At 43.3% G+C, this 26,715-nt stretch carries 25 protein-coding genes and 1 pseudogene; 19 read left to right on the forward strand and 7 right to left on the reverse strand.

Going from position 1 to position 26,715, the window contains the following annotated elements:
- Positions 1 to 84 precede the first annotated feature (84 nt).
- Entirely contained in the window at positions 85 to 690 is a 606-nt protein-coding gene (locus tag BK582_RS10205) for a DedA family protein (RefSeq protein ID WP_078594878.1), read from the forward strand.
- 15 nt (positions 691 to 705) lie between these two features.
- The gene (locus tag BK582_RS10210) at positions 706 to 1,731 is read left to right on the forward strand and encodes a hypothetical protein (RefSeq protein WP_078594881.1); all 1,026 of its coding nucleotides are present in this window, start codon (positions 706 to 708) and stop codon (positions 1,729 to 1,731) included.
- Positions 1,732 to 1,771: 40 nt separating this feature from the next.
- Here BK582_RS10210 and BK582_RS10215 read toward each other — a convergent pair whose 3' ends face one another.
- Positions 1,772 to 2,656 (reverse strand): YitT family protein, encoded by an 885-nt coding sequence (locus BK582_RS10215; RefSeq protein WP_078594883.1) that lies wholly within the window; start codon positions 2,654 to 2,656, stop codon positions 1,772 to 1,774.
- A gap of 210 nt (positions 2,657 to 2,866) precedes the next feature.
- Between BK582_RS10215 and BK582_RS10220 the strand changes: the two genes are divergently transcribed.
- Positions 2,867 to 3,487, forward strand: a complete 621-nt coding sequence (locus tag BK582_RS10220) for a hypothetical protein (RefSeq protein WP_078594886.1) — start codon at positions 2,867 to 2,869, stop codon at positions 3,485 to 3,487.
- Between the two features lie 85 nt (positions 3,488 to 3,572).
- Here the strand turns inward: BK582_RS10220 and BK582_RS10225 are convergent, their stop codons facing one another.
- Positions 3,573 to 4,343, reverse strand: a complete 771-nt coding sequence (locus BK582_RS10225; RefSeq protein WP_078594888.1) for a hypothetical protein — start codon at positions 4,341 to 4,343, stop codon at positions 3,573 to 3,575.
- Positions 4,344 to 4,647: 304 nt separating this feature from the next.
- Here BK582_RS10225 and BK582_RS10230 point away from each other — a divergent pair, with 304 nt between their 5' ends.
- From BK582_RS10230 to BK582_RS10255, 6 genes and pseudogenes are all read left to right on the forward strand, one after another.
- A complete protein-coding gene (locus BK582_RS10230; protein ID WP_078594890.1) occupies positions 4,648 to 4,878 on the forward strand; it encodes a YuzF family protein in 231 nt (76 codons plus the stop codon).
- A 139-nt stretch (positions 4,879 to 5,017) separates the two neighbouring features.
- Positions 5,018 to 5,946 (forward strand): annotated as a pseudogene (locus BK582_RS10235) (L-lactate dehydrogenase).
- Positions 5,947 to 6,160: 214 nt separating this feature from the next.
- Positions 6,161 to 6,466 carry an antibiotic biosynthesis monooxygenase family protein gene (locus tag BK582_RS10240; RefSeq protein WP_078594893.1) on the forward strand — a complete coding sequence of 102 codons (306 nt, stop codon included), beginning with the start codon at positions 6,161 to 6,163 and terminating at the stop codon, positions 6,464 to 6,466.
- Positions 6,463 to 6,819 carry a hypothetical protein gene (locus BK582_RS10245; protein WP_078594895.1) on the forward strand — a complete coding sequence of 119 codons (357 nt, stop codon included), beginning with the start codon at positions 6,463 to 6,465 and terminating at the stop codon, positions 6,817 to 6,819. The genes BK582_RS10240 and BK582_RS10245 overlap by 4 nt, the downstream gene beginning before the upstream one ends.
- Positions 6,820 to 6,838: 19 nt before the next feature.
- Positions 6,839 to 7,501: a cobalamin B12-binding domain-containing protein gene (locus tag BK582_RS10250; RefSeq protein WP_078594897.1), complete on the forward strand. Its 663-nt coding sequence runs from the start codon at positions 6,839 to 6,841 to the stop codon at positions 7,499 to 7,501.
- Entirely contained in the window at positions 7,485 to 8,240 is a 756-nt protein-coding gene (locus BK582_RS10255; protein WP_169910942.1) for an STAS domain-containing protein, read from the forward strand. The genes BK582_RS10250 and BK582_RS10255 overlap by 17 nt, the downstream gene beginning before the upstream one ends.
- A 660-nt stretch (positions 8,241 to 8,900) precedes the next feature.
- Here the strand turns inward: BK582_RS10255 and BK582_RS10260 are convergent.
- Entirely contained in the window at positions 8,901 to 9,827 is a 927-nt protein-coding gene (locus BK582_RS10260) for a polysaccharide deacetylase family protein (RefSeq protein WP_244895377.1), read from the reverse strand.
- Positions 9,828 to 10,156: 329 nt separating this feature from the next.
- Between BK582_RS10260 and fdhD the strand changes: the two genes are divergently transcribed.
- From fdhD to ytkD, 10 genes are all read left to right on the forward strand, one after another.
- On the forward strand, positions 10,157 to 10,906 hold the full coding sequence (gene fdhD / locus BK582_RS10265; RefSeq protein WP_078594901.1) for a formate dehydrogenase accessory sulfurtransferase FdhD: 750 nt from the start codon (positions 10,157 to 10,159) through the stop codon (positions 10,904 to 10,906).
- Positions 10,907 to 11,015: 109 nt separating this feature from the next.
- Positions 11,016 to 14,003, forward strand: a complete 2,988-nt coding sequence (gene fdnG, locus BK582_RS10270) for a formate dehydrogenase-N subunit alpha (protein ID WP_139368232.1) — start codon at positions 11,016 to 11,018, stop codon at positions 14,001 to 14,003.
- Between the two features lie 2 nt (positions 14,004 to 14,005).
- Entirely contained in the window at positions 14,006 to 14,845 is an 840-nt protein-coding gene (locus BK582_RS10275) for a 4Fe-4S dicluster domain-containing protein (RefSeq protein ID WP_078594903.1), read from the forward strand.
- Complete coding sequence (locus BK582_RS10280; RefSeq protein ID WP_078594905.1) at positions 14,826 to 15,524, forward strand: formate dehydrogenase subunit gamma; 699 nt, start codon at positions 14,826 to 14,828, stop codon at positions 15,522 to 15,524. Before BK582_RS10275 ends, BK582_RS10280 begins: the two co-directional genes overlap by 20 nt.
- 452 nt (positions 15,525 to 15,976) lie before the next feature.
- Positions 15,977 to 16,768: a formate dehydrogenase accessory protein FdhE gene (locus BK582_RS10285; RefSeq protein ID WP_078594907.1), complete on the forward strand. Its 792-nt coding sequence runs from the start codon at positions 15,977 to 15,979 to the stop codon at positions 16,766 to 16,768.
- A complete protein-coding gene (gene mobA / locus BK582_RS10290; protein ID WP_078594909.1) occupies positions 16,768 to 17,394 on the forward strand; it encodes a molybdenum cofactor guanylyltransferase in 627 nt (208 codons plus the stop codon). The genes BK582_RS10285 and mobA overlap by 1 nt, the downstream gene beginning before the upstream one ends.
- 20 nt (positions 17,395 to 17,414) lie before the next feature.
- Positions 17,415 to 18,650 (forward strand): molybdopterin molybdotransferase MoeA, encoded by a 1,236-nt coding sequence (locus BK582_RS10295; protein ID WP_078594911.1) that lies wholly within the window; start codon positions 17,415 to 17,417, stop codon positions 18,648 to 18,650.
- 15 nt (positions 18,651 to 18,665) lie between these two features.
- Entirely contained in the window at positions 18,666 to 20,576 is a 1,911-nt protein-coding gene (locus BK582_RS10300; RefSeq protein ID WP_078594913.1) for a molybdopterin biosynthesis protein, read from the forward strand.
- A gap of 177 nt (positions 20,577 to 20,753) precedes the next feature.
- Entirely contained in the window at positions 20,754 to 20,963 is a 210-nt protein-coding gene (locus BK582_RS10305; RefSeq protein WP_078594916.1) for a twin-arginine translocase TatA/TatE family subunit, read from the forward strand.
- A gap of 711 nt (positions 20,964 to 21,674) precedes the next feature.
- Positions 21,675 to 22,178 (forward strand): RNA deprotection pyrophosphohydrolase, encoded by a 504-nt coding sequence (gene ytkD / locus BK582_RS10310; RefSeq protein ID WP_078594918.1) that lies wholly within the window; start codon positions 21,675 to 21,677, stop codon positions 22,176 to 22,178.
- A gap of 89 nt (positions 22,179 to 22,267) precedes the next feature.
- Here ytkD and BK582_RS10315 read toward each other — a convergent pair whose 3' ends face one another.
- The 4 genes from BK582_RS10315 to pckA all read right to left on the reverse strand — a co-directional run bounded on the left by BK582_RS10315 (position 22,268) and on the right by pckA (position 26,593).
- The gene (locus tag BK582_RS10315) at positions 22,268 to 23,098 is read right to left on the reverse strand and encodes an ABC transporter permease (RefSeq protein WP_078594921.1); all 831 of its coding nucleotides are present in this window, start codon (positions 23,096 to 23,098) and stop codon (positions 22,268 to 22,270) included.
- Entirely contained in the window at positions 23,058 to 23,831 is a 774-nt protein-coding gene (locus tag BK582_RS10320) for an ABC transporter ATP-binding protein (protein WP_078594923.1), read from the reverse strand. Before BK582_RS10320 ends, BK582_RS10315 begins: the two co-directional genes overlap by 41 nt.
- A 23-nt stretch (positions 23,832 to 23,854) precedes the next feature.
- Entirely contained in the window at positions 23,855 to 24,853 is a 999-nt protein-coding gene (locus tag BK582_RS10325) for an ABC transporter substrate-binding protein (RefSeq protein WP_078594925.1), read from the reverse strand.
- A 156-nt stretch (positions 24,854 to 25,009) separates the two neighbouring features.
- Positions 25,010 to 26,593: a phosphoenolpyruvate carboxykinase (ATP) gene (pckA, locus tag BK582_RS10330; protein WP_078594926.1), complete on the reverse strand. Its 1,584-nt coding sequence runs from the start codon at positions 26,591 to 26,593 to the stop codon at positions 25,010 to 25,012.
- Positions 26,594 to 26,715: the final 122 nt, after the last annotated feature.

Below are 26,715 nucleotides of genomic sequence, written 5' to 3' on the forward strand. Positions count from 1 at the left end.
GGAATCGAAGATAAAGCAAATTACCGGGGGCCGGCTGCTGGTAATAGTAAACAGAAAACAACAAGATGACAGGGGTAAAAAAAGATGCTCGAATTAATTTTTGAAGTGCTTAAGGCATTGGGATGGTTCGGCTTAATTCTTGGGGTGGCAATCGAAGCGGCTTCAATCCCATTTCCAGCCGCTTTGTTTGTTCTTGCTTACGGATATCTTCTGAATCCAGGCTGGTGGGAAATTCTTTTATTTTCAATTTTTACAACACTAACATATATGGCAGTCAGTTTAATTCCCTTCTGGATCAGCATTAAGTATGAAGACAAATTAAGAGAAAAGCTGCCGAAAAGAAAAGTGAAATTTGCCCAGGAGAAAATTGAAAAATACGGGGACTGGATGATAGCTGTGGGCCGTCTTATCGGTATGGGCTATATTTCGTATATTGCTGGTTTTTGCCAGATCTCAGTAAAGAAATTTTTGATGTTAACTTTTATTGGCTTTTATCCATTATCGGTCTTAATGTTCTACCTTGGAACGCTTGGTAATGTAGAGGCTATGGCAGAGTGGTTCCAAAACACTCAGGGATTTATATTTGCTGCTTTGGTTCTCGGCGGTTTTTCCTATATTTTATTCAGAATATACCGCAGAAAAAAATACGATGCTGCTAAGGAAGCAAACGAGTCATGCAAATCTTCATAAAGTAAGGTGAAACGAATGCCTATTATTAGAGTGTTATTAACAGGGTTAGCTAAGTTGCTAAGTAAAGTGTTCAGTATGGCAACTCTAACATTTTTCGGACGCGTGCCTTCAAAGGACGACTCGAAAATAAGTTTTATGGGCCTCTTGTCCTTATACTGGATTTATATTAGTTTATCGGTTATCTTTCCGGATCTGGCGGAATATTTTATCCCGTTCCTCCCGGATGATGATATGATTATAAGAATAATTGCTGTCCTTATCTGGGTTCTCATCCCACTGGTTATTGGTTATACTTCAACAAAACTGGAGAACAGGCATCCGGATCACTCCCGGGTAAAGCAAACATTAATGGGGTTCCCTTATGCTCTCGTTCTCGGTTTGCTGTCCATGGCACTGATCATTGTGATCCCGATTCTTAAGATGCCAAATTATATGAAAAGGCACGTCCAGGAGCAGTTTGCCATCATGATAAGGGAAGGTAAATATGAGGATGTGCTCGATGAAATAGTGGATATACTGGAGAGTCATGACCTGAAGGCAGAAGTGAAGGATACAGAAAAAGTGGCACGCTGGACATTTGTGGTTCTTACTCATATCATGGAAAGAATTTTTAACAATAAATTTGATAAAAAAATGAAGTATATAAAAGTAGAGGGATATGACGACGGAGCCACGATAACTCTCCATGCAACAGATTTATCCATTGTCGGCCCGAAAAAAGCAGTCTATTTTTTAAAGCATGTTTTATCGGAAGAGATTGAACCGGAAAATCTTTATTTTACATGGGACGATCCTATTCGGGAAAAAGAAGAAGAAATCAGGAATATTAAAAACAGAATTAAAGAAAAGGAAGAGACTGAGGATGATCTTGATAGAATGCATGCAATAACGAGAGAGCTCAGGGAGACGCCAATGTCGAATGAGGACTGGAATTCTGTCAGGAGACAGCTGTACAAACTCGAGATAGATTATTATAAAAACAGGGCAGAGGAACAGGAATCGAGCAGTAATAAAAGAGATAATTATCAGTCAGCGGACTAAAAAACGAGGAGGTTATTAAACCCTCCTCGTTTTTCCTATACTACGATATTTTCAGCGGCCGTTTCTCCTGGTCGAATGTAAAACCTTCCCCTGAGACTTCCTTCACATCATTGATGGAAAAGAAAGCATACGGGTCAATTTCATTAATGATTTTTTTCAGCTGAATCAGTTCATTGCGGTTAACAACACAGTAAAGAACCTGGCGTTCGTCAGAAGTGAAGCTGCCTTTTCCTGTCAGTACTGTTGATCCCCGGGACATGCGTTCAATGATCGCTCTGGATACTTCCTCTGTTTTCGAAGTGATGATCATTGTTGATTTAGCAGCGCTGGCGCCCTCAATGATAAAATCAATCACTCTCGTTCCAACGAACACTGTGACAAGTGTATACATTGCCTGGGTTGGTGTAAGGTGAATCAATGATACGGTAATTACTACAGCATCAAAGCCGAACATAAATTTTCCAAGGCTGATACCGAAAAATTTATCAGCAAGACGGGCAAGGATGTCTGCTCCGCCTGTAGTCCCGCCTGCCCGGAATATAATTCCCAGGCCTGCCCCTGTGAAGACACCTGCAAATATAGAAACTAGAATCATGTCATTTTGCAGCGGAATTTCCGTAACAGGGTTTAGTTCAAAGAAACGTAAAGTCAGTGAGAGAAATAATGTCCCGATAACACTGTAAATAAGCATAACCCGGCCTAACAGCTTATAGCCGATGATGAATAAAGGTATATTTATCAAAAGGTTTGATAAGGAAGGCTCGATGCCAGCCACATAGTATAGCAGTAAAGTAATTCCGGTTACTCCACCGTGAGCTAATCCATTCTGCATGTTAAAATGAATAATTCCAAAAGAGAAGATTAATGTACCGAAAAATATTATAATGATTGGAGTTATGCGAACTCCTTCAAATAATTTAGACATATAAGCCAACCCCCTTGTTTTAAAGTCAACGAGACGAAGTATAACATATGCCCCGTACCTTCCCAACAGGTTTTCTCTCAAAAAAATAAAGTTTATATTTTTTGAAAAAGGAAATCGTTTTCACTTAGCTCCTACTTTTACAGCAAATACTGTTACCTACTCCCCGAAGCTTGCTGAAAATTGTATAATGTAGCTGAAGGAAGTGAGTATATGGTGAAAAAAATGCTGATCAGTATGACGGCTATGGGGGTAATAGCTGCAGCTGTTATGTTCTTGCTCATTAGTCTGACTTCTGGTGAGACATCAGGCAGCCCTGATGAAAAGTCTTCACTTTCCAGGACTTTTAGCGATGATACATATTTTTATTATTTAACAGAACAAGAGATTGATAAAATAATTGAGAAGGGGATAACCTCCTCCTTCTTTTCTCTGGAAAAATATATTCTTCCAGCTGGTGCCGATTCTGGAGATGTTGCCTTTGCTTATATAGAACCTCCAGCATTAACTGTTGCAAGAAAGGCATCAGAAACATATCAGCTCTATGGACGAAAAGTAAAAAGACAGGAAATTATAAAAGAGTTAATGGACGGTTACCTGCCATTTAGTATTCGATTTGAGGAAAATAAAGGCTTTCTTTACGATGCGGTTATAGAACAGGATGGAGAGATCATTTCTGCTGACAGAGAGGAAATCCTTGGCGGCGGGGCGATAAAACGGGCATATTTTAATGTTTCTGCTATCGATTTTAAAAAAGAAGCAAAATTGGTATTAATAGATACAGTGACTGAAGAGAAAGTTATATTTACTGTAGTTTTTTCTGAGTATAACTGAAAATTGTATGCACCTGGACAAAAGTCCTTTTAATGACGTAAAACAGCCACCAGACATTTGGTGGCTGTTAGTGTTATTTATTAATTTACTGCATAAGTTCAGGGTGATTTTCGTCAAGATAAGCGGATATTGCTTCTCCATATACTAAATAAAGCCTGTATTCATAGTCTTCATCTGCCTCGCCGGATTCCTGCTCATATTCCTCCTCTAAAGCAGGTTTCACGGATTGCCAGATAAACGGCCGCATATACAGATATTCCAGCTGCCTTAGATAGAGGTTGTCATCTTCTTCTAAAAGTACATCCAGTAATATTTTTGTTTCCTGGTCATCTTCCGCGATATATTGTTCTTCATTCACAAACTCCATAAACTTTTCTTCAGAATAGGAAAATCCTGTTTCTTCTTCAGCCACGGCCATCCAGGCATTGAGTTCCTTAGCTGACCATTCAGCTTCATTTTCCATCTCCCCTTCTTCAGATAAATTCTGTCCCATAAGGCTAAGAAAATTCTGCTGTAAAAGAGCATGTTCTCTGAAAGATTCGATTCGGGGACCATCGATAGAGCTTGTCAGTCCTGTTTTACTTACAGCTTCTTCAGCGTAATCAATTATTTCCTCTGAATTAAATTGATCCGTTTCCAATATGTTTTCTTCCCCGGCTGGTTCGTCAGTAATATTAGTATTGCTGTCGGACCCGCTGCTTTCTGTTTCTTCAGGCTCGCTTCCCGAATCCTGTGAGACCTGAGGCTGTGAGGCTCCGTTCTGGGGCTCATTCATTGTCATAACTATCATTAGCAGTGATAAAGCCAGAAGAATAACAGCCCCTGCCCCAAAATAAATTTTCTTGTTCGTTGACATTTTTTCACCTCGGCTAGTGGACATACTATGTTGTTAGTATAAAGATGACTTAATTATAATAGATAAAGAGAGGAAACGAAATAGGAATGAATAACGAAAGATTAAAGGCTGGCTGAAAAGCACCCTCTGTAAAGGTAATAAAAGTACTTCTTCCTGCCTGATAAACTAACCTTGTCTCATGTCACCACGAAAGTATCAGGGCATATACTGTGACTGGCAGGAGTATAAAAATCGTTCCTGCTGAACATTGTGCACCCTATTTTTAGAATGGCTGGCAGAGCTGCTAGGTTCAGGAGGAATGTATATGGCTGAGAACAGGAATGGGCAGGGGAATGTACAGTATGTTTCTCTTTATGAGCCATTTTTAAACGAGACGCTGCGGTCCATCATTGGCAGACATACAGTTATAGAAACTGGAAGAGGGACTGTGCAGGGGCAGTTAATGGAAGTAAAACCTGACCATATAACCGTGCAGAGCAAAGATACGACTTTTTTTATAAGAATTCAGGAAATAATCTGGGTCATGCCAGACTGAATTTATGCTTAGAAACTGCAAACAGGATGCACAGAGGCTGCGTCCTTTTTTGTTGTGTTTTTAAGATTTTTTTACATAAAAACAGTTTTTTACTGAAACATATAGAGGAATAGTTGAAATGAGAGGAGAGTGGCCATGCATGGAAATTAAAAGTATGAAGGTTGTGGTTATCGGCGCAGGTGCAGTCGGTTCAAGTTTTGCTTATGCTCTGTTAAATCAAGGCTTTGTAAGAGATTTGGTTATCATCGATTTAAACCACGACAAAGCGGAAGGGGATGCGATCGATTTGCTTCATGGTATGCCTTTCTCATCCCCAATGAACATATGGGCGGGCACTTATGCAGACTGCAGAGATGCCAATCTGGTTGTCAATTGTGCCGGTGCTAATCAGGCTCCCGGAGAAACACGGCTGGAATTATTAGAAAAGAACGCCAAGATATTGTGACGAAAGTAATGGATTCGGGATTTAAAGGAATTTTCTTGGTAGCGACTAATCCAGTTGATGTGCTGGCATATGCTACATGGAAGTACTCCGGCCTTCCTTCCAGCCAGGTGATTGGCTCTGGAACAGTACTTGATTCAGCCCGATTCCGCTACTTATTAGCCCATAAGTTTAAGGTTGATTCAAGAAATGTTCACGCGCTCATTTTAGGGGAACACGGCGATTCTTCACTGCCGGTATGGAGCCATGTAACAATTGCCGGGAAACCATTATTCGACTTTGATGAAGGGAACAGGCCGAATGCGGAAGAATTAGAGGAAACATTTATTAAAGTACGTGATGCTGCCTATGAGATTATTAAACGAAAAGGAGCAACCTATTATGGAATTGGAATGGGGCTTGCCAGGATCACAAAGGCGATTGCTAAAGATGAAAATGCAGTCCTTCCCGTTTCAGCACTGCTCCAGGGTGAATATGGACAGAAAGATGTTTATACAGGTGTACCAGCGGTCATTAATTCAGGCGGCATTCGTGAATTAGTGAATTTAAAATTAACGGAAGAAGAGACAGCCCGTTTTGACAAATCTGCGGCTATTCTTAAAGGATATATAAATAAAATTTTTTAAGATGTCTGTTTACTGAAAATAAAATTAATTCAGGAGTTACTAAACAGAGCTGAACAAATTACTTTTCAGAATAAACAATTTTTCTCTGGAAAAGTGCCATGAGGTGTCTGCGGGCGCATAGAGAATCTAACGTTTGACACATCTTTACCCCTTCTATATGGTTAGTATATGAATTGAAACGGCACTTCTAATTTTTTATTAAAGGGGTTTTTGAATGTACATTGTTACGTCCACCGTAATTGTGCCTGAACAGAAGACGGAAGAAGTGATTAATATATACCGTAACCGGACGAGGGGTGTTGATAAAGCTGAAGGATTCCTTTCTTTTCAGCTTCTTCAGAATGATAAAAAGCCCCAGGAACTAACCGTCCATCTTGAATGGGAAACAAAAGATAATTACCTCGCCTGGGTTACCAGTGATGAATATAAAAAAATTCATGAACTTGAAAAAAAGTATCCGGATAAAGAACTGGCTTCTATCGTTCCAAAGGTCTCCCGCTATAAGGTAGTGGCCCGATGAAACAGGAAGTTAAAAGAGAAATAGTTAACGAGGCTGTAAAGCAAATTTACGATGCTTATCCAGCGTTACGGGAAAAGTTTGGCGAAAACGGGTTGAAGCGGACAGAAGAAGATAACCACCACCATCTTGACCATCTGGAAACCGCCTGTTTACTGGACGATAATAAGTACTTTACTGATTATACGGAGTGGCTTGAACGAGTTTTGACTAGCAGACAGGTAGGGACAGAGCTTATTATAGATAATTTTCAAAGATTAAAAGAAATCATACCCGGTAAGACAGACCCTGGTGAGGAACAGGCATTTTTACGTATGCTGGATGAAGCGATTGCCATACTCAAGTCTGGCCGGTAAAGCCAAGGTGGGATAACAGATGATAATGGAACCGAAGCAGCTGGCTGGCCTTTTGCTTGAAGGGCGGGAGAACGAAGTAACAGAACAGTTTGTGAAAATTGAAAATAAATATTCCCGGCTAAGTTTGTATGAAGATTTCATTACCCCTGCCATGTACTATATAGGTGAACTTTGGGAAGAAAACGAAATTACTGTAGCTGACGAGCACCTTGCTACAGCAGTATGCGATTACGCTCTTTCCAGGACGACGGATCACAGGCAGATGAATGAAGCAGAAACTGCTGTGAAAAAGAAGGCGATGCTCTTTGGTGTAGAAGGGGAGCAGCACTATATAGGAATGAAAATGGCAGCAGCGCTTTTCAGAGATAAAGGGTGGAATGTAAGATACCACGGTCCAGACCTTCCGCTGGAGCATGCACTGGCAGCAATAAAACAGTGGAAACCGGACGTCGTTTCTCTGTCTGCAGCTTTGTCGTACAGACTCCCCTCGGTGAAGGAATATATTTCAAAAATCACCAATGGCGAATATAAACCATTAATTCTTATTGGCGGGCGGATGGCAAAAATGTACGGACTTGCCCCATTTCAAAGTGATAATGTGATTATTATAAGGGATTTACACTCCCTTCAATACTGGCTGGATGACTGTAAGGGAGGCAGAAATAATGCAAACAGCTCTTAATCATCTGCCGGTCTCTGCGGTTGTAATAGACAGAAACTTTAAGATTCTTCATGCTACTTCAGAGGCGGCAGCACTGCTCGGTAAAGTGGATACCTTTCTTTCTGCCGTGGAGGAAGGAAGCCATGCTAAAGTAAAAAAATGGGTTAAACCTGAACAGGAAAAAATAACCCTGGAAGCAAACCTGGTTACAGAGCAAGGTGAAGTCATAGCTGCTGAACTTGCCGTCGGCTGGGGAAATGAACTTTACGGAGAGATAGTGATCTTTGAGAAGCAAAGCTCCATTAACGAAGTTACAGGGCAGCTGGCGAATCTGCGAGAGCGGCTCAGTGAAACTAATTTTGAACTTCTCAGTGAAAAAGAAAAACTGGAGGAAGCGCTGCAGGAGAATAACCGTCTGTCTGCTCCGTACATACAAATTACGGATGATGTGGCTCTTATTCCTTTATATGGGGATCTAAACGAAAGCAAGATGAACGTTATACAAGCCAATGTACTGGCGTCTTCAAATGAACAAAGTTCAGAAACTTTGCTGTTTGACTTTACTGCAGTTGGCAGTATTGAAGCCTCTGGTGTGAAAATGCTGAAAAAAATGTTCGCCTCCCTTTGTTATATGGGAAATGAGGTTCTTATAACCGGTGTAAAACCAGACCAGGCAAAAAGGCTGCATGAACTGGATATAAAATTACATATCGAATTTATTCATTCACTGAAATCAGCAGTAAGGAAGTTTTATGAATAAGTACAAGGATGCATATCACTGCATCCTTGTTTTTTTTGAGCGTGAGCAATCCTATATCTCAAAGGACGCAAGAAGGCCTTGCATCCCTTGAGCAGGGGCAATCCTACAATTCAAGGGACGCAAGAAGGCCTTGCATCCCATGAGCAGGGGCGATCCTACAATTCAAGGGACGCAAGAAGGCCTTGCATCCCATGAGCAGGGGCGATCCTACAATTCAAGGGACGCAAGAAGGCCTTGCATCCCATGAGCAGGGGCGATCCTACAATTCAAGGGACGCAAGAAGGCCTTGCATCCCATGAGCAGGGGCGATCCTACAATTCAAGGGACGCAAGAAGGCCTTGCATCCCATGAGCAGGGGCGATCCTACAATTCAAGGGACGCAAGAGGTCCTTGCATCCCTTGAGTGTGAGTAATCCTACAATTCAAGGGACGCAAGAATGCCTTGCATCCCTTGAGCAGGGGCAATCCTACAATTCAATGGACGCAAGAATGCCTTGCATCCCATGAGCAGGGGCGATCCTACAACTCAAGGGACGCAAGAAGGCCTTGCATCCCTTGAGCAAGTGTAACCCTACAACTCAAGGGACGCAAGAAGTCTTGCACACTTTCAGCCGGAACTGCTACCACCTGAATAGCCAGCCGCTTCCATTTTTCCATTAATTATTCTTCCAGCTCATAATCATCAAGATGAACAAACTCAAATCCTCTTTCCTGCAGAAGGGGAACTGCCTCCATAACACCCTCGGCAGTACCGCTCCCAGGCTGATTCATATGAAGCAGCGCAATAGAGCCTGGCTCTGCAGTTAGCAGGGACTCTTTAACCTGGGAGCTTGTATATGTTGCTCCTGCATCTCCAAGAATATCGTAATTGACTGCTTCAAGACCAAGATCGTTAACTATCTGGACGGCTGCTTCATCATAATAAGCCGTACCGGAACGGAAAAAGGACGGCCAGATTCCTGTTAAAGAATAGATTAGTTCCTGATTTTCCATCACTTCATCAATCACTTCCTCTGCTCCCCCTGTGCCTTTAATTCCCCACGCCGTACCGCTGGAAACAGAGAGTGGGAGGTGTTCTGTCCCATGGTTTTCAATCGTGAAAAGATCGTCCTCGCTGAGTTCCAGGAAAACAGCTTCATTTTCAGAAATCCAGCGTGCGTTCACAAACAATACAGCAGGTATTTCTTCTTCTCTCAGGAAATTTATAAGTTCTTCATCATAACCGCTTCCGTAAGGTCCGCCGCACGCATCCAGTGTCAGTGCGAGGACTTTTTCTTCTGTGTCCATCCTGTTCTTAACCCCTGTAACCTGTTCTCCCCACTGGGCCGGCTCAATTTCTGTCCCTGCCCATTTTTCTCTTACTTGCGCTGCATGTCCCGCCTCAATCGGATTGCTTTCCATAACAAGATAGGGAGCCGCAGGGAGGATTCTTGTATGGGAAACTCCTTTATGCTCCATAGCTGTAAGACTTTCTGTAGTTCCATCAGAAAGTGCGCTGTTTAATAACACCACGGCGGCTGCTCCGCAAAAAATTAGAAAACTTGCTGAAAAAATAAAAGTCTTATTTTTATTTGCTTTTTTCTTCATCTGTTTGCTCCTTTATGTGCTTCAGTGATGAACGTCAGTTTTTAAATGAACATTCTGTGAATGTTTCTCGATAGTTGTTTATGTGCGATAAATAATTTTTTATGTTATGCGACTTAGTGTTCGGTGTTAAAAACCTCCGCAAGCCTAGGTATATAAGGTATACGAAATTGAGCAGATGAACTTTTTTCTATCTGAGAGAGATATTAAAAGAAATTTAAAGATTTGCAGATGTGAAGAAGGTCACAGATATTTATTTTTGTCTCGTATACCATTTAGATAGTTATTAATTTTATTTTAACAGATTTAAATAAAAGAAAGGGGGAGGTTATATGAGGACATGCTGCCCTGAAGAATATCCGGTAACCCTTATCGTGGAAGGCAATGAGATTGGCACGTACCAGTTAACAAAAGCTGACCTGGAAGACTGGGCATACGGACACTTGTTTACCGAAGGGATCATTAATAAAGCCGGGGAAGTGCAAGAATTAAAAATAGCTGATAACAGAATATTTGTCTCATTAACAGATGATACATTACTCCGGAAAGTATTGAAGAAGAAAAAACATGTTACCGCCGGCTGCGGCAACGGAGTTACTTTTTTTTCCATGACAGACGTGAAAAGATTTCCGAAAATCCATACGACCCAGGTTCTGCCTTTATCATATATGTTAAAAAAGCGGCATGAATTTGCGAAAGCTTCACCAATGTATAACGAATCAGGGGGGATGCATGGGGCATGTATTGTTCTCGAAAATGGGGAGATTTTCGTCAGAGAAGACATTGGTCGTCATAATGCTGTTGATAAAATAATCGGCTATGCAATAAGGGAAGAGCTGGATGCCAGCAAGCTTATTTTGATTACAACAGGCCGTATCTCCTATGAAATGCTCTCTAAATCTGCAAGATTCGGCTTTGGCATTGTTGGAAGCAGAACAGCAGCAACAAAACAGGCAGTACAGCTTGCAAAATTCCTTGGAATCGAAGTTGTCGGATATATAAGAGGAAAGATGACGGTAGTATACACAAGTCATGGTAAGGTTTATAACGATTTGAAAACGGTTACCACTGCGGGATCGTAATTATCAACTTGGGAGTTTGAGGGTTAATCAGGGAAATAACCCGTTGAAGCTATGTTCATAAGGCTTCGGTGGTTATTCATAAAGGAAAGTAAGATGAGGGGGAATAGCAATGATTGAAGTGACACGCAGACAGTTTCTGAAATTGTCAGGTGCAACAGCGGCTACTCTTGCGGTAATCGAACTTGGTTTCGATCCGAAGAAAGCTCAAGCAGCGTCAAAAGAACTAAAAATCGCAGAATCAAAAGTGACGCCGACGATATGTCCGTATTGTTCTGTTGGCTGCGGTATTCTGGTTCACGTTAAAAATGACGATGTGGTGTATACGGAAGGGGATCCGGATCACCCGATTAACAGAAGCACACTATGCAGTAAAGGAAACTCTGTCAGACAGCTTTTTACTTCAGACCGAAGAGTGAAAAAGCCTATGTACCGGGCACCAGGAAGCAACACCTGGGAAGAGAAGGACTGGGACTGGACGCTTGACAGAATTGCTGAAAAAATCAAGGAAACCCGTGATAAAACCTTTGTCACACACGATGACGGAATGCCTGTAAACCGTACAGAAGCCATTGCCAACCTGGGCGGTGCTGCGCTTGAGAATGAAGAATGCTACCTGATCGTAAAATTAATGCGCAGCCTGGGACTCACTAATATTGAGCACCAGGCGAGGATATGACACTCCTCTACGGTTGCCGGTCTGGCACCTACATTAGGTCGTGGCGCAATGACAAACCACTGGAACGATATTCAGTTCAGTGACTGTATGCTGGTTATCGGAGGAAACCCTGCCGAAAACCATCCGATCAGTATGAAATATGTAACTAAAGCGAAAAAGAATGGCGGTAAACTGATTACAGTAGACCCTCGTTTTACGAGAACTGCTGCCGTTTCAGATATATACGCACCAATGCGTTCAGGTACAGATATCGCTTTTATCGGCGGATTGATTAACTACGTACTGGAAAATAAGCTGTACCATGACGAGTATGTCAGGAAATATACAAACGCTTCGTTTATTATCAGCGAAGACTATGATTTTGAAGACGGCATTTTCACAGGCTATGACGAAGACAGCCGAAGCTATGAAAAATCCACGTGGGTGTTCGAGAGGGATGAGGAAGGAAACATCGTCAAAGACGAATCGCTGTCTCATCCAAGAACGGTTTACCAAATGATGAAAAAACATTTCAGCCGCTATGATGTTGAGACAGTCTGTTCAGTGACCGGAACACCGAAAGAAGATTACCTGAAGGTTGCAGAAACTTTTTGTGGCACGGGGGCAAAAGAAAAAACAGGTACGATTATGTATGCGATGGGAACAACTCAGCACACAGTAGGTTCCCAGAACATCAGAGCTTACGGGATGCTCCAGCTTCTTCTTGGAAATGTGGGAAGAGCAGGCGGCGGTGTTAACGCCTTACGTGGAGAATGTAATGTGCAGGGCTCAACAGACTTCGGTTTGCTCTTCCATCTGATGCCTGGATACATCGGGGCTCCTACACAGTCAGAAAGACATCAGTCTCTTGATGCGTATAATGAAAATGAAACTCCAGCAGCCGGATTCTGGTCAAATAAACCAAAGTTTCTGGCAAGCTATCTGAAAGCGCAATACGGCAAGAATGCAACAAAAGCAAACGACTTTGGATATGACTTTTTCCCGAAAGGCCGCAGAAACTATTCCCATATTTCCTTATTTGAATCTATGTACGACGGAGAGATTAAGGGAATGCTCATCTGGGGACAGAACCCGATGGTCGGCGGTGCTAACGTGAGAAAAGTGCGAGCAGCACTCCAGAAACTGGACTGGCTTGTAGCTATGGATCTCTGGGAAACAGAAACAGCTGCATTCTGGAAAGAGAAGGCTGGAAGCAACCCGGCAGAAGTGCAGACAGAAGTGTTTATGCTCCCTGCTGCTGGTCCTTTTGAAAAAGAAGGATCTGTGACTAACAGCGGGCGCTGGATGCAGTACCGCTGGAAGGCAATTGATCCGAAGAACGATTCCAGATCCGACTCATGGTTTGCCCATAATCTTGCTATAAGACTTCAGAAGTTATATGCGAATGATAACAGCGAGATTGCTAAGCCATTTAAAGCAATGGACTGGAGTTTTGGAGATTCAGATTACCCTGACATGGATTTAGTAAACCGGGAGATAAATGGCTATGATCTGAATACAGGAAGAACAGTAAATCATTTTGCAGACCTTAAAGATGATGGCACAACATCTAGCGGAAACTGGATTTATGCAGGATTCTATCCTGACGCAGCACCAGGAGAAGAGAAAAACTATGCGAAACGAAGAGATGACAAAGATACAGGGATGGAAAACTATCTGAACTGGTCTTATGCATGGCCAGCTAACAGAAGAATCCTTTATAACCGCGCCTCTGCTGATCTGAATGGTAAGCCATGGAGCAGCGATAAAGAGGGAATCTGGTATGACAAAGCAGCAGAAACCTGGACAGGCTATGATGTTCCTGACTTCGGTGTCGCTACTTCACCATCTGATCCAGGGTGGGAGAACCCGTTCATTATGCTTCCTGACGGGAAAGGCGGACTATTTGCAGCAGGAATGGCGGAAGGGCCGTTTCCAGAGCATTATGAGCCATACGAAAGCCCGGTTCCAAATGCTTTCTCCAGTGTTCAGCTGAACCCGGCAGTTAAAATCTGGGGCGGGGATATGAACCAAAAGGGAGAAGCTGCTGACTTCCCGATTGTTGCTACGACATACCGTTTGACAGAGCACTGGCAGTCCGGGTCAATGACGAGAAACCTGGAGTGGCCGTCTGAGATTATGCCTCATATGTTCGTGGAACTGAGTGAAGAGCTTGCGAAAGAAAAAGGAATTAAAGAAAAAGATAAAGTTGTCATTTCTTCAGCACGAGGGGAAATTGAAGCGTTCGCGATGGTTACTAAGCGCTTTAAGCCTTACAGTGTTCGGGGCCAGAAGGTACATCATGTAGGTATGCCTTGGCATTATGGATATGAAGGAATTGCTACTGGTTCGATTGCAAACTATTTAACACCGCATATAGGGGATGCAAATACGATGATCCCAGAATACAAAGCATTCCTTTGTGACGTAAGGAGGGCTTAAAGATGGCCTATGCTAAATTAGTAGACGTAACAATTTGTACTGGCTGCCGCGGCTGTATGGTGGCATGTAAAAACTGGAACGACCTCCCTGTAGATACGAGAGATTACCAAGGCAGCTACCAGTCTCATGATAAACCTAATGGAAAAACATGGAACGTTCTGCAAATGAAAGAATACGAGAATCAAAGCGGTGGTTTTGAATGGCTTTTCCGCCACCAGGCTTGTATGCACTGTGAAGAGGCTGCATGTGTTAAGGTTTGTCCGGAAGTAGCTATCACTACTACAGACATGGGGAACGTAGTCATCGACCAGGAAAAATGTGTCGGCTGTACGTATTGTGTGCAGAATTGCCCATTTGGAATTGTAGAACTCGCTGAGTATGTTAATGCTGATGGGGAGAAAGCAGAGCGGGCTCAGAAGTGTGATATGTGTAATGACAGAATCCATGAAGGCCTTGAGCCTGCCTGTGCTGTTACATGTCCTCTTGACGCAATCGTTTTCGGTACGAAAGAAGAAATGCTTGAGCTTGCTAAAGAGCGTCTTGAAGAAGCAAAGCTCACTTACCCGGATGCCCAGATTTACGACCCGCCTGGTGTCGATGGAACAAACATGATCTATTTACTGGCTCATCCGCCGGAAGTGTATGATCTTCCTCCGAACCCGAAAGTGCCGACATCTGCAGTAGTGTGGAAAGATTATGCACAGCCATTAGGAAAAGCACTTCTTGGTGTAACAACTATGGCAGTTTTCACAGGATTCATAACGAACAAGCTGTTCAATAAAGAAGGGCACGGCCATGATACTGAGGAAGGAGGAGAAATAAATGAAGAAACAAAACAGTAATGAAAGTACTGTGAAACGTTTTTCTAAAGCATTTATTATCTCCCACTGGGTAAACGCGTTTGCATTCTTTGCACTGTATATAACAGCTTTGCCTTTATACACAGACTTTTTTAACTGGCTTTACCCAGTATTCGGCGGTCCGGAAATGGCCAGGCTGCTTCACAGAATCTTTGCCGTCCTGTTTATTGTCCCATTATTCCTGCTGATAATTTTTGACTTCGCCGGGTTTAAAAACTGGGCAAAAAACATTTTAAAGTGGGAAAAGAAAGATTTTCAATTTTTGATGGCTTTTCCAAAGGAATTTTTCCTTGGAAAGTCGAAGGTACCAAAACAGGATTTTTTCAATGCGGGTGAAAAACTTAATTCCCTGCTTACGATTATGTGTACGTTAATGCTGATTGGTTCCGGGTTTGTTATGTGGTTCCCGGGAGCATTCGCATCAGGTGTCGTACAATGGGCCTACCCGATCCACAATATCGGTTTCGGGCTTGCTTTAGCAGTAGTAGTCGGGCATATCTTCCTGAGTATAGGCCATCCAAATTCAAAGGCTTCTATGAGAGGGATGACAAAAGGTGATGTTCCTATCAGCTATGCGAAAGAACATCACGGTGTCTGGTATGACGAAATGGTGAAAAAAGGCGAAATAAAAGAAGAGAAAGACAAGTCAAAAGGGGCATAATGCCCGGGTAGAAAGAAAAGCGGAAGCGCCTTGGTCACGAGCGACAAATGAGCCTGCGTTAGCTTCGAAGCGTAAATTTGGGCCGAGTAACCGCAGGCCCAAGCACTGCCTCATCCTCTGCGAGTTTAGCTCCGGAGTATATCCGTCGAGGCAACTCGCAGCGATTCAAGAGGCTATGCTCGTTGGACAGCTTACCCGAGGATGCATGACAGAAGCCGCTCTTTGGCTTCAAGTGCTCCTGCGATTACTCGTCGCAAGGCAGCATAGATGCCAATTCAGGTAGCAGCCTGCCTGAAGTGACCTCGAGCTCGTAGGCGGTGGAGCTAGACAGCTTTCGTAGGAACTTTTATACTTCTTATTTTGTTAAAAGAGAAAAGGCTGTCCCGGCGTGGACAGCCTTTTCTTTCGAAAGATTAATTAAACTATTAACTAAGGACAACGGGGTGTGCAGAATGAATCCAAACGCAGTTTCCGAAGAATATCTCACATTACAGAAAAACATTATGGAAGCTCAGAAGCAAATAAAGAAAAAACTGGAGCAGGAGCTGGAATTCGCTATTGATAAAGAGGAGCTCGAAAAGAACATTCCGGTTGTTCCCCAGCTGAATTCCACTCCTGTACCAGTTAAATTGTACGAAGATGCAGTAAGAAAAATAACAGAAGTACTGAATGAAAGTAATGAGGAACTTTCCAATGATAATAAAGTTTTAATTGAATCGCTGACACTGGCAGACCTGGATGAATGGATCAACGGGGCAATTAAATTTGACACGGAATATTTTTATAAGTATTCAAAAGATAAAGAGGTTTCTGAATGGCTGCCCCACTTTATTGCGGAGCAGGCTTTAAGACCGTTTATGCAAGTGATCGCTGATGCATGTGCCCCGTTTATTGATGAAATGGAAGTAATGGGCTCGTGCCCTTGCTGTGGTGAGCCATCAAGGATAGGCAAGCTTAAAAAAGACGGCCAGAAAATCCTCCACTGTCCACGCTGTGAATCAGAATGGAAACAGAAACGCCTCCAATGTGTCCATTGCGGCAATGACAAACATGAAAATCTCTTTTACATTAATGTGGAAGAGGAAGAAAATACTTCGATTGAAGTATGCAAGTCATGCAGGAATTACCTTAAACTCGTAAAGATAGACAGGCAGTCTCGCGGTAAACAGGCGGCACTTCTTGATCTGGAAACGATCCATCTTGATTTTATCGCGCAGGACGAAGGTTATGGCGAGGAGCATTAATGATGGAAGCGACAGGTGCAGGAACTGATATCAATGGAATTATTCTCGCAGGCGGAAAATCAAGGCGCATGGGGAAAAATAAAGCTTTCCTTGAAATCAATGGACGTAAAAATATAGAGCGGCTTACTGAAAAAATGTCGGAGATCACCAGTGAAGTTATTATTGTGACTAACGCCCCAGAGTTGTACCAGTATTTGAATACCACACTTACGGAGGATGCAGTAAAAGGAAAGGGTCCTCTTGCAGGCATACAGGCAGGAATAACCGCCTCCTCTGCAGAATGGAATATAGTAGCAGCATGTGATCTTCCTTTTTTTAATGAAAAAGCTGCCAGGTACCTGGCAGAGCTTACAAAAAACCAAAAAGCAGACGCTGTTGTCCCGCTCATCGACGGGAGGCAGCATCCTTTGTTTGCGGCTTACAGAGCATCGGTCCTTCCAGTGGTGGAAGAATGTCTTTCCCAGGACAGGCTGAGAATAAAAGATGCCCTTGAACAGCTTTTTGTCTGTGAAGTCACAGAACAGGAATTTTACGAAGCCGGGTTCAGCAAAGAGGAAATCGCTGATGCTTTCTTTAATATGAACCGGCCTGAAGATTATAAATTTGCTGCTGACAAATCTAATTAACTTTCATTCAGGAGGCAGTTATGAAATTTTTCCGTGTTCAGTCTGTAGAAAATGTCATTCAAATAATGAAGGATCAAATAAAACCTGTTTCCGAGTCGGAAAAAATCCCTCTGGAAGAAGGGGCCGGACGTGTTTTGGCCGAAGCTGTTGCAGCAGAAGAGAACGTCCCTGGTTTTTCCCGTTCAGTAGTTGACGGCTACGCAGTAAAGGCCAGTGACACATTCGGGGCCAACGAGACACTTCCTGCTTTTCTCAACGTAACTGGAGAGGTCCTTATGGGGGAAACGAGTGAAAAAGCTGTCTCCACAGGTGAAGCCATTTATGTGCCGACAGGAGGAATGCTACCTCCAGGCGCAGATGCAGTGGTTATGATTGAAGATTGTGAAGCGATGGAAGATGTTTTGAACGTATACAGATCTGTTTCAAAAAATGAAAATATTATCCTTGAAGGGGAAGATGTGAGAACCGGCGAAGAGCTGCTTCCGGCCGGAAAATCACTTCGTCCTCAGGAGCTTGGAGCATTAGCTTCTCTCGGGATTGCGGAAGTAAACGTAAAAAAACGGCTGAAAATAGGCTATCTTTCCTCAGGAGATGAAATCGTTCCATTTAATACGAGAGAAATTAACGGAGCACAAATTCGTGATGTAAATGGAGTTACCATTCCTGCGCTTACGAAGCAATGGGGATATGAAACTGTTACAAGCACTATCGCGAAAGATGAGTACGATGATTTTTACAGTAAGGCGAAAGAGCTGTTTGACAGCTGCGATGCTGTCGTAATTTCCGGTGGCAGTTCTGTTGGAGAAAGGGATTATACGACAGAAGTAATCAAGAACCTGGGTGACGGGGAGCCTGGCATCCTTGTGCATGGAATTTCGGTGAAGCCTGGTAAACCAACAATTTTTTCCGTATCTTCAGGAAAGCCTGTACTCGGGCTGCCAGGTCATCCTGCTTCCGCCATGGTTATCTACCAGTTGTTCGGCAGGCGAATGCTTTCCTGCCTTCAGGGGGAGAGTGAGGTTTCGGAGCTGGCTGTAAAGGCGAAAGTAAGCCAGAATATTCACTCCGGTCCAGGAAGAACAGACTTTCTAAGAGTAAGACTGGAAAAAGAGGGCGATGGCTGGACGGCAGTACCTGTCCTGGGGAAATCGGGGTTAATTAAGACACTTGTGGAAAGTGACGGCCTGCTGGAAGTTCCGGAAAAGAAGGAAGGGCTTCTTAAAGGAGAAACTGCAATGGTGCATTTGTTTTACTAGAGGAGGCAGCAAACTATGAGCTATAAGAGAACTATATATCTGGAAGATAAACCGCGCATGCAGGCACTGGAAGAATGTCTTGCACAATTTTCTTCTGAAAGGGCTGTTGAAAAAATATCTGTTCCCGATGCAGCAGGCAGGGTTACGTCAGAGCCAGTCTATGCTGGCAGATCCATGCCCCATTACCATGCTTCGGCGATGGATGGCATAGCGGTCAGGGCAGCTGACACTTCTGAAGCACATGAACACCGGCCTGTATATCTGGAAGAAGGAACTGATTTCGAATATGTGGATACTGGCAATCTTATTCCTCCGGGCTACGACGCCGTTATTATGATAGAAGACATAAATGAAGCCGGAGACGGTATAGTGGAGATCATTGCTCCTGCAACACCATGGCAGCGAATCCGCCCGATAGGCGAGGATATTACTTACGGGGAGATGCTTCTGCCACAGGGGCATGTCATCCGCCCAGTTGATGCTGGAGCGCTTCTGGCCGCTGGTATCACAGAGGTGGAAGTAGTCAAGAAGCCACTTGTGCATATCATTCCTTCCGGTAATGAAATAGTACAGGCATCTGAGCCGCTGAAAGCAGGAAAGCTGATTGAATTCAACGGGACAATTTTTGCAGGTCTTGTTGCTGAATGGGGCGGCGAAGGTAAAATTATGCCGATCGCTCCTGATAAGCCTGAAGCTATCAGAGAGTCTCTATTACGGAGTGCCGATGAAGCAGATATCGTAGTTATCAATGCAGGATCTTCTGCAGGTTCAAAGGATTTTACAGCCAAGGTCATCGCTGAAATCGGCGAAGTTTTTACTCACGGGATTGCAACAAGGCCTGGAAAGCCTGTTGTTATTGGGAAGATAAACGGAACAATCGTGGTTGGAGTGCCAGGCTATCCTGTATCCGCTTTTCTCGTGATGGACTGGTTTGTAAAGCCGCTGGTTTCCTCCTATTTAGGAGCTCCTGTTCCGGAACGTTCCGAGCTCAAGGTAACAGCAGGTCGGAGGATCGTTTCGAATATGGGTTCTGAGGACTTTATCCGGGTGAATATCGGCTATGTAAACGGGAAGCATGTCGCCATTCCCCTGACAAGATCCGCGAGTGTCACCATGTCGCTTGTGAAAGCGGACGGGCTTGTGGTGATTCCTCCAGGCCATCTGGGAGTTGAGCAGGGGGAAGAAGTGACCGCACAGCTCTTCCGTGATCCCCGGGAGCTTGAAGAAGCTGTTCTGTTCTCCGGAAGCCATGACTTATGTATTGATATATTATCATCTCTTATGAAAGAAAGCTCATCTCTCAGCCAGGTAACAGCGAGCCACACTGGCAGCATGGCCGGGCTCATGTCAATCAAAAGGGATGAAGCTCATATTGCAGGAATCCATCTCCTCGACCCTGATACAGGGGTGTATAACATTTCTTACGTTGAAAGGTTCCTGAAGGGGAAAGAGGTTGTTCTGCTGCCGTTTCTGAAAAGGCAGCAAGGCTGGATAGTGCCTAAAGGTAATCCGCTGAACATCAACAAGGTTTCCGACCTTGCAGGCAGTGACGCTGTTTTCGTGAATCGCCAGAGAGGCGCTGGCACGAGAGTTCTGTTTGATCATCTCATCAAAAAAGCTGAGATAGATACTGCTGGCATCCAGGGCTATGAAAGGGAAATGTTCACCCATCTCGCCGTAGCCGCCGAAGTAAATATGGAACAGCGAAATGTGGGAATGGGGATCTATTCAGCTGCGAAAGCTTTTGACCTGGATTTCGTACCTGTCGCAGAAGAGTCATATGATCTTGTTATGACCAGAGAATTTTTTGAGAGTGCAAAAGGCAGAAAGATTCGCGAAATTCTTCAAAGTGAACAGTTCAGAATGCAGGTGGAAGGTCTCGGCGGCTACCGTGTGACAGCTGAACAGGAGCCAGTGTTTTTATAGATGTTATGCTTATGTGAACGACTGCTGAGGGCAGAGAGCAGTCATAGAATGAGAATTTTATCTAAACAGCATTATGAAAATAAAATGAACGTTTTGTTAAATGCAGCATGCAGGCAGAGAATAATGCTATAATACTCCATAGAACAGAAGAAAATAACTTAATCAGGAGTGGTTAATATGTTATCAAACATCGGAGTTCCCGGTTTAATTTTAATATTAGTTATTGCTTTAGTAATTTTCGGACCTAAAAAACTGCCGGAAATCGGCCGCGCAGTTGGACAGACTTTAAAAGAGTTTAAAAAGTCAACGAAGGAACTTACTTCAGAGGTAACGGAGCCAATTAACGAAATTAAGCAAGAGGCAAAAAAGGTGACAGAGGATAAATAATATATTTCTGAAAACCTCAGGCGAATAAAAAGTCTGAGGTTTTTTGTGTTCTGAGGGGGAGGGGGCGAACCCGGGGGAATAACTAATGCCAGGGGCAGGAAATAGGGATGAAAGTGTATAATTTATTCCATAATAAAAACAGAGCAGGTTTAATGGCGGGCAGGTTACAACTTATAATGTATATTCATCTAATAGCACAGATATTACAAATTATTTTGGTAAGGGCTTGCTGGACAAATATCAGTTGAGAGAAGAGAATGTGTCCAGCAAGCGATGTTTACTGGACAAATCCGTGTGAATAGCCGAAGATTTGTCCAGCATAATACCCATAATTAATGATTTATACCATTTTATAGAATTTTACTGGACAAATATCAGTTGAGAGAAGAGTATTTGCCCAGCAAGCGATGTTTACTGGACAAATCAGGCTGAGTAAAGAGAAATTTGTCCAGCAAAAATGATTTGCTAGACAAATCCGTATGAATAGCCGAAGATTTGTCCAGCAACTAAGGAACCTGGCCAGAGTCTCCCGGAAAAATGACTGACGTTCAGCTGTTCCGATTGAATCCTAAAAAATTCCAGAACTGTTTCATATTAATACTTGCGGGGTATTAAAGTACGGAGGTTTTCTCCAGGAAGAAACCAGCATATTGTAAGGCGTCCAGTTAGACATGGAAACAGTGGTTATATAGAATAAAAAGGGATTAATAAATGGAGGTGGTCATCATTCAGGAACATAGCTTTAAAGACTTCTACAACAATACAGTTATTTACTCAATAAATGGCCACCCTTTTTCTGATTCTCCTAAACATGTCTGGGTTGTAAGCCAGTACAGGGGCAGCTGGCTCCTTACTATTCACCCTTCGAGAGGGCTGGAATTTCCTGGAGGTAAAGTTGAGGAAGGGGAAACTCCGGAGGAAGCAGCTGTGAGGGAGGTCTTTGAAGAGACTGGTGGAAAGGTGAGCAGCCTGGATTATATAGGGCAATATAAAGTTTCTGGTAAATCTGAAACGGTTATCAAAAATGTGTATTACGCTGAGGTTGATGAATTGGTCAGCAAGAACAATTACTTCGAAACGAAAGGGCCGAAACTGCTGAAAAGTTTTCCCGATAATATTCGGACGAATCACAAATACAGTTTTATTATGAAAGATGATGTGCTCCCCATTACACTTAAAGAAGTAAAGCAGCGAGGCCTTCGAGTGCCAGAATAAAAGCCAGTGTAAACTGATCTTTTCCTCATCGGTTTACACTGGCTTTTTTATATGAACAAAGCCTTCAGTAGCCTTGTTATTTTTTCAGCTTAACTTTGATGTCTGGTGACGAGCCTTTTTTCCAGCAATTCAACGAGCTGGTACATACACGTTGCAAGGACAGCGATTATAAGCAGCGACAGCATTACCATCGTAAAGTTGAAAACCTGGAAGCCGTAAATAATCATATATCCCAGTCCTTGTTTAGAGACAAGGTATTCCCCTACGATGACTCCGACCCATGACAGCCCTACATTGACCTTCAAGGTGGATATGATCGTTGGATAGGAGGCAGGAAATATGACGGAAAAGAACGCTTGTTTTTTTCCCGCTCCGAAAGACCTTATGACCTTTACGTAGTTATCATCCACATTCCTGAAGGCATTGTAGACGACAATCGTTGTGATAATGACGGAAATCAAGGCTCCCATGGCGATAATTGATGCGAAACCAGGCCCGAGCCCCACGATAAGAATCGGCCCTAAAGCAACTTTCGGCATGGAATTTAATATGACAAGATATGGGTCAAGTACCCGGGATAAAAATGGCGACCACCAGAGAATCGCTGCAAGAAGGGTGCCGAGAAGGGTTCCAAGGAGAAACCCGAGTATTGTCTCAAATAATGTCACAGATGTATGGGTGAGCAGACTGCCATCCTGAATCCGGATTAAAAACATATTCCATACCCTTGATGGGGAACTGAATAATAACGGATCTACCCAGTGCCTGGAAGCTGCAATTTCCCACAGTGCGAAGAAAGAAACCAGGATTCCTGCCTGGACGAGGCGGATGAGCCGTTTTTCCCTCGTTAATTTATTCTTATATTCCTTATGGAGCTGTTCATATTTGCTGTTCAAGGGATTCCAGCTCCTTCCATACATCCTGGAACCATCCATTGAACGCTGGATGGTTCCTTGCCTGAAATGGCAGCTCGTTTCTGAGCTCATCGGGTATATTGAAAATCCGTATGACCTGGGCGGGCCTGTGGCTCAGCAGGATGATCCGGTCGCTCATCGCAATCGCTTCGCCTATATCATGGGTGACGAGAATAGCAGTTTTCCTGTGTTGTTTTATCGTGGAAAAAACAAGGTCTTCCAGTTTTAATTTAGTCTGGTAATCCAATGCTGAAAATGGTTCATCCAAAAGAAGGAGTTTCGGGTCGGAGGTGAGCATCCGTACGAGGGCAGCCCTCTGGCGCATACCGCCGGAAAGCTCATTCGGATAATGGTTTGCTCTGTCTCCCAACCCTAATTCATTTAATAAATACAGGGAATGCTTTCTTGTCTCTTCTGTCAGTTTCCCCATTGTCTTTAATCCAAGGGTTATATTCTGTTCAATCGTCAGCCAGGGAAATAAATAATCCTGCTGCAGCATATAGCCAGTCTCTGGTGTAGGCTTTTTTATCTCTTTTCCATCGAGTTTAATAGTACCGCTTGTTGGATGAATCAACCCGGATATAAGGGAAAGAAGAGTGGATTTACCGCATCCGCTTGGTCCTATAACAGAAACGAATTCACCTTTATCTATAGCACAGCTGATATTTTTTATGGCTGTTGTCATGGAATCTCTCGAGAAAAATAATTTTTCTACTTTCTCAAGCTCCAAAAGAGCCATTTATACCGCCTCCTGTTCCGGAGTTACTCATTCATTATTTTTTCTGCAATCTCCGTGTTTACGAGATCTTCATAGTTCACTTCCATCGGCAGTTCACCTGCTTCCTGCATAATGTCCTGCAGATGATACCATGCCTCTTCCTGCAAAACAGGGGATTCCGCATAAGAACCCTGGTCTCTGTAGCGGACAACTACTTGTTCAATTACATCAAGGGGTGTATCATCAAAAAATTCTTCAATAGCTTCTGCAACCACATCTGCCGGCTGCTCCTGCACCCATTTCTGGGCTTTATTGATTGCCCGGGTGAACCGTTCGACCGTATCTTCGTTTTTATTTAAAAAGCTTTCCTTTGTCATGTATACAGTATATGGGACATTCCTTGATTGTGTTCCAAACGAGTCGATAATATAGCCAATGCCCTCCTGTTCAAAAACAGTCGCCTGTGGCTCAAATAATTGTACGTAATCGCCTGTGCCGGAGGCGAATGCAGAAGCAATATTACCAAAATCAATGTTCTGTATCAGCTCCAGATCAGCCTGAGGATTGATCCCGTTCTGCTTCAGCACGTATTCGCCGACCATCTGTGGCATACCGCCTTTACGCTGTCCGAGGAAGGTGCTTCCTTTCAGATCGTCCCACTGGAAGTCGTCCGCCGGTTCTCTGGATACGAGAAATGTGCCATCAGTCTGAGTAAGCTGCGCGAAATTTATCGCAGGATCTGAGGCTTCCTGGGCATATACATAGATGGAAGTTTCCGCGCCAACAAGGGCGATGTCAGCACCGCCAGAAAGAAGGGTAGTCATAGTTGTATCTCCGCCCCAGGTAGTTGTGAGTTCTACATCAAGACCTTCATCTTCAAAAAATCCCTGGGTGATTGCTGCGTATTGAGGTGCATAAAAAATAGACCTTGTTACTTCAGCGAGCCTTACCTCCGTAGTCTCATCATTGGACCCGCAACCAGCTGTGAAGGCTGCTATTGCCAGGATTATTAAAAATAAACAGCAATATTTTAATGATTTCATTTTTTTCCCTCCTGAAAAAATTAGGTATCCGCTTATGGAATAAAATATGTAGTTGCAGAAAAAAAGGTGATTCATTAAAAGAGGGAAGCGGAGAATCTGTTTTCTGCAGAAAAAAAAGAGCCGGTGACCTCTGTGGTCTCCGGCTCCTGAAAACTGTTAAACTGTTGGTCCTGCTGCGTATATTTCTTCAGGAATATCCTCGAATTTTTTGAAGTTCTCTTTAAATTTCAGAGCAAGTTCTCTTGCTTTTTTATCGTAGGCTTCCTTATCTGTCCATGTTTCTCTTGGCTGTAGTACTTCATCAGGAACACCAGGGCAGTGCATCGGTATATGAACTCCGAAAAATGGATCAATAGTAGTTTCCGTCGAAGCGAGTTCTCCTTCTAACGCTGCCTGTACCATAGCTCTTGTGTAAGCCAGGTTCATTCTTTTTCCTTCGCCGTATGGTCCCCCTGACCAGCCGGTATTTACGAGGAATACGTTTACATCATGTTCCGCAATTTTGTCTCCGAGCATTTTAGCATAGCGGTTTGCAGGAAGAGGAAGGAATGGTTCCCCGAAGCATGTTGAGAATGTAGCTTCCGGTTTCGTGACGCCCCGTTCTGTGCCTGCCAGTTTACTAGTATAGCCTGAAATAAAATGATACATAGCCTGTTCCTTTGTCAGTTTACTGATCGGCGGTAATACGCCAAACGCATCAGCAGTCAGGAAAATAATGGTGTTTGGATGACCGGCGATACTCGGAACCATGCTGTTGGGAATGTAATCAATCGGATAAGCAGCTCTTGTGTTTTCTGTATAAAGATTACTGTCATAATCCGGAATTCTCGTTTCTTCATCAACGACTACGTTTTCCAGAACGGAACCATATCTGATCGCGTTAAAAATCTGAGGTTCCTTTTCTTCAGAAAGATTAATAGTTTTCGCATAGCAGCCACCTTCAATGTTAAATACACCATTGAGGGACCATCCATGCTCGTCATCTCCTATGAGTGAGCGCTGAGGATCGGCGGAGAGTGTTGTTTTTCCTGTTCCTGAAAGACCGAAGAAGAGTGCCGTATCTCCTTCTCTGCCAACATTAGCAGAACAGTGCATAGGAAGTACTTCTCTTTCCGGAAGAAGGTAGTTCATAATGGAGAAGATAGATTTTTTCATTTCTCCAGCGTATTCTGTTCCTCCAATGAGGATTGTCTTTTTCTCAAAAGATACGATAATGAACGCTTCCGAATTAGTGCCATCAATTGCCGGGTCCGCTTTAAATCCTGGAGCTGACACAATAGTGAATTCAGGTGTGAAATCTTTCAGTTCATTTTCCGTTGGACGAATGAAGAGCTGCTGGACAAACAAATTATGCCACGCTAATTCGTTGATTGTGCGGATTGGCAGCTGAGTGCTTTTATCCGCCCCTGCAAAACCGTGCCTCACAAAAATTTCGTCTCTCTCGCTCAGGTAATTCAGCACTTTCACATAAAGGCGTTCGAATATTTCCGGAGAGACAGGTTTATTGACAGCACCCCAGGCTATTTTATCTTTTACGGAACGTTCTTCTACAATAAATTTATCCTTAGGAGACCGCCCTGTATAGCTGCCGGTAGTGGCTCTGAACGCCCCGGTGGAAGTGAGTATTCCTTCCCCGCGTTCAAGCCCTTTTTCAATGAGGCGGGCTGCAGACAGATCCTTGTTAACGTTTGCATTATCCAATGTTCTTTCAAGTTCTGTTTCAAAATGAATAATACTCATAATTATCTTCCTTTCGGTTAAGAGGTTTCTTCTATATAAGTCGTGCAATTCATTGTAATCTGCTAATTAGTATAACACATATATTTAAATAATTTATACTAATTTATGAATTTTGTGCAATG

Source organism: Evansella clarkii, assembly GCF_002019695.1.
Lineage (GTDB): Bacteria > Bacillota > Bacilli > Bacillales > Salisediminibacteriaceae > Evansella > Evansella clarkii.

Excerpts from the sequence above, each read along its gene's own strand:
- BK582_RS10205 (WP_078594878.1), top strand. The coding sequence starts at position 85 with ATGCTCGAATTAATTTTTGAAGTGCTTAAGGCATTGGGATGGTTCGGC.
- BK582_RS10210 (WP_078594881.1), top strand. The coding sequence starts at position 706 with ATGCCTATTATTAGAGTGTTATTAACAGGGTTAGCTAAGTTGCTAAGT.
- BK582_RS10215 (WP_078594883.1), bottom strand. The coding sequence starts at position 2,656 with ATGTCTAAATTATTTGAAGGAGTTCGCATAACTCCAATCATTATAATA.
- BK582_RS10220 (WP_078594886.1), top strand. The coding sequence starts at position 2,867 with ATGGTGAAAAAAATGCTGATCAGTATGACGGCTATGGGGGTAATAGCT.
- BK582_RS10225 (WP_078594888.1), bottom strand. The coding sequence starts at position 4,343 with ATGTCAACGAACAAGAAAATTTATTTTGGGGCAGGGGCTGTTATTCTT.
- BK582_RS10230 (WP_078594890.1), top strand. The coding sequence starts at position 4,648 with ATGGCTGAGAACAGGAATGGGCAGGGGAATGTACAGTATGTTTCTCTT.
- BK582_RS10240 (WP_078594893.1), top strand. The coding sequence starts at position 6,161 with ATGTACATTGTTACGTCCACCGTAATTGTGCCTGAACAGAAGACGGAA.
- BK582_RS10245 (WP_078594895.1), top strand. The coding sequence starts at position 6,463 with ATGAAACAGGAAGTTAAAAGAGAAATAGTTAACGAGGCTGTAAAGCAA.
- BK582_RS10250 (WP_078594897.1), top strand. The coding sequence starts at position 6,839 with ATGATAATGGAACCGAAGCAGCTGGCTGGCCTTTTGCTTGAAGGGCGG.
- BK582_RS10255 (WP_169910942.1), top strand. The coding sequence starts at position 7,485 with ATGCAAACAGCTCTTAATCATCTGCCGGTCTCTGCGGTTGTAATAGAC.
- BK582_RS10260 (WP_244895377.1), bottom strand. The coding sequence starts at position 9,827 with ATGAAGAAAAAAGCAAATAAAAATAAGACTTTTATTTTTTCAGCAAGT.
- fdhD (WP_078594901.1), top strand. The coding sequence starts at position 10,157 with ATGAGGACATGCTGCCCTGAAGAATATCCGGTAACCCTTATCGTGGAA.
- BK582_RS10275 (WP_078594903.1), top strand. The coding sequence starts at position 14,006 with ATGGCCTATGCTAAATTAGTAGACGTAACAATTTGTACTGGCTGCCGC.
- BK582_RS10280 (WP_078594905.1), top strand. The coding sequence starts at position 14,826 with ATGAAGAAACAAAACAGTAATGAAAGTACTGTGAAACGTTTTTCTAAA.
- BK582_RS10285 (WP_078594907.1), top strand. The coding sequence starts at position 15,977 with ATGAATCCAAACGCAGTTTCCGAAGAATATCTCACATTACAGAAAAAC.
- mobA (WP_078594909.1), top strand. The coding sequence starts at position 16,768 with ATGATGGAAGCGACAGGTGCAGGAACTGATATCAATGGAATTATTCTC.
- BK582_RS10295 (WP_078594911.1), top strand. The coding sequence starts at position 17,415 with ATGAAATTTTTCCGTGTTCAGTCTGTAGAAAATGTCATTCAAATAATG.
- BK582_RS10300 (WP_078594913.1), top strand. The coding sequence starts at position 18,666 with ATGAGCTATAAGAGAACTATATATCTGGAAGATAAACCGCGCATGCAG.
- BK582_RS10305 (WP_078594916.1), top strand. The coding sequence starts at position 20,754 with ATGTTATCAAACATCGGAGTTCCCGGTTTAATTTTAATATTAGTTATT.
- ytkD (WP_078594918.1), top strand. The coding sequence starts at position 21,675 with ATGGAGGTGGTCATCATTCAGGAACATAGCTTTAAAGACTTCTACAAC.
- BK582_RS10315 (WP_078594921.1), bottom strand. The coding sequence starts at position 23,098 with ATGTATGGAAGGAGCTGGAATCCCTTGAACAGCAAATATGAACAGCTC.
- BK582_RS10320 (WP_078594923.1), bottom strand. The coding sequence starts at position 23,831 with ATGGCTCTTTTGGAGCTTGAGAAAGTAGAAAAATTATTTTTCTCGAGA.
- BK582_RS10325 (WP_078594925.1), bottom strand. The coding sequence starts at position 24,853 with ATGAAATCATTAAAATATTGCTGTTTATTTTTAATAATCCTGGCAATA.
- pckA (WP_078594926.1), bottom strand. The coding sequence starts at position 26,593 with ATGAGTATTATTCATTTTGAAACAGAACTTGAAAGAACATTGGATAAT.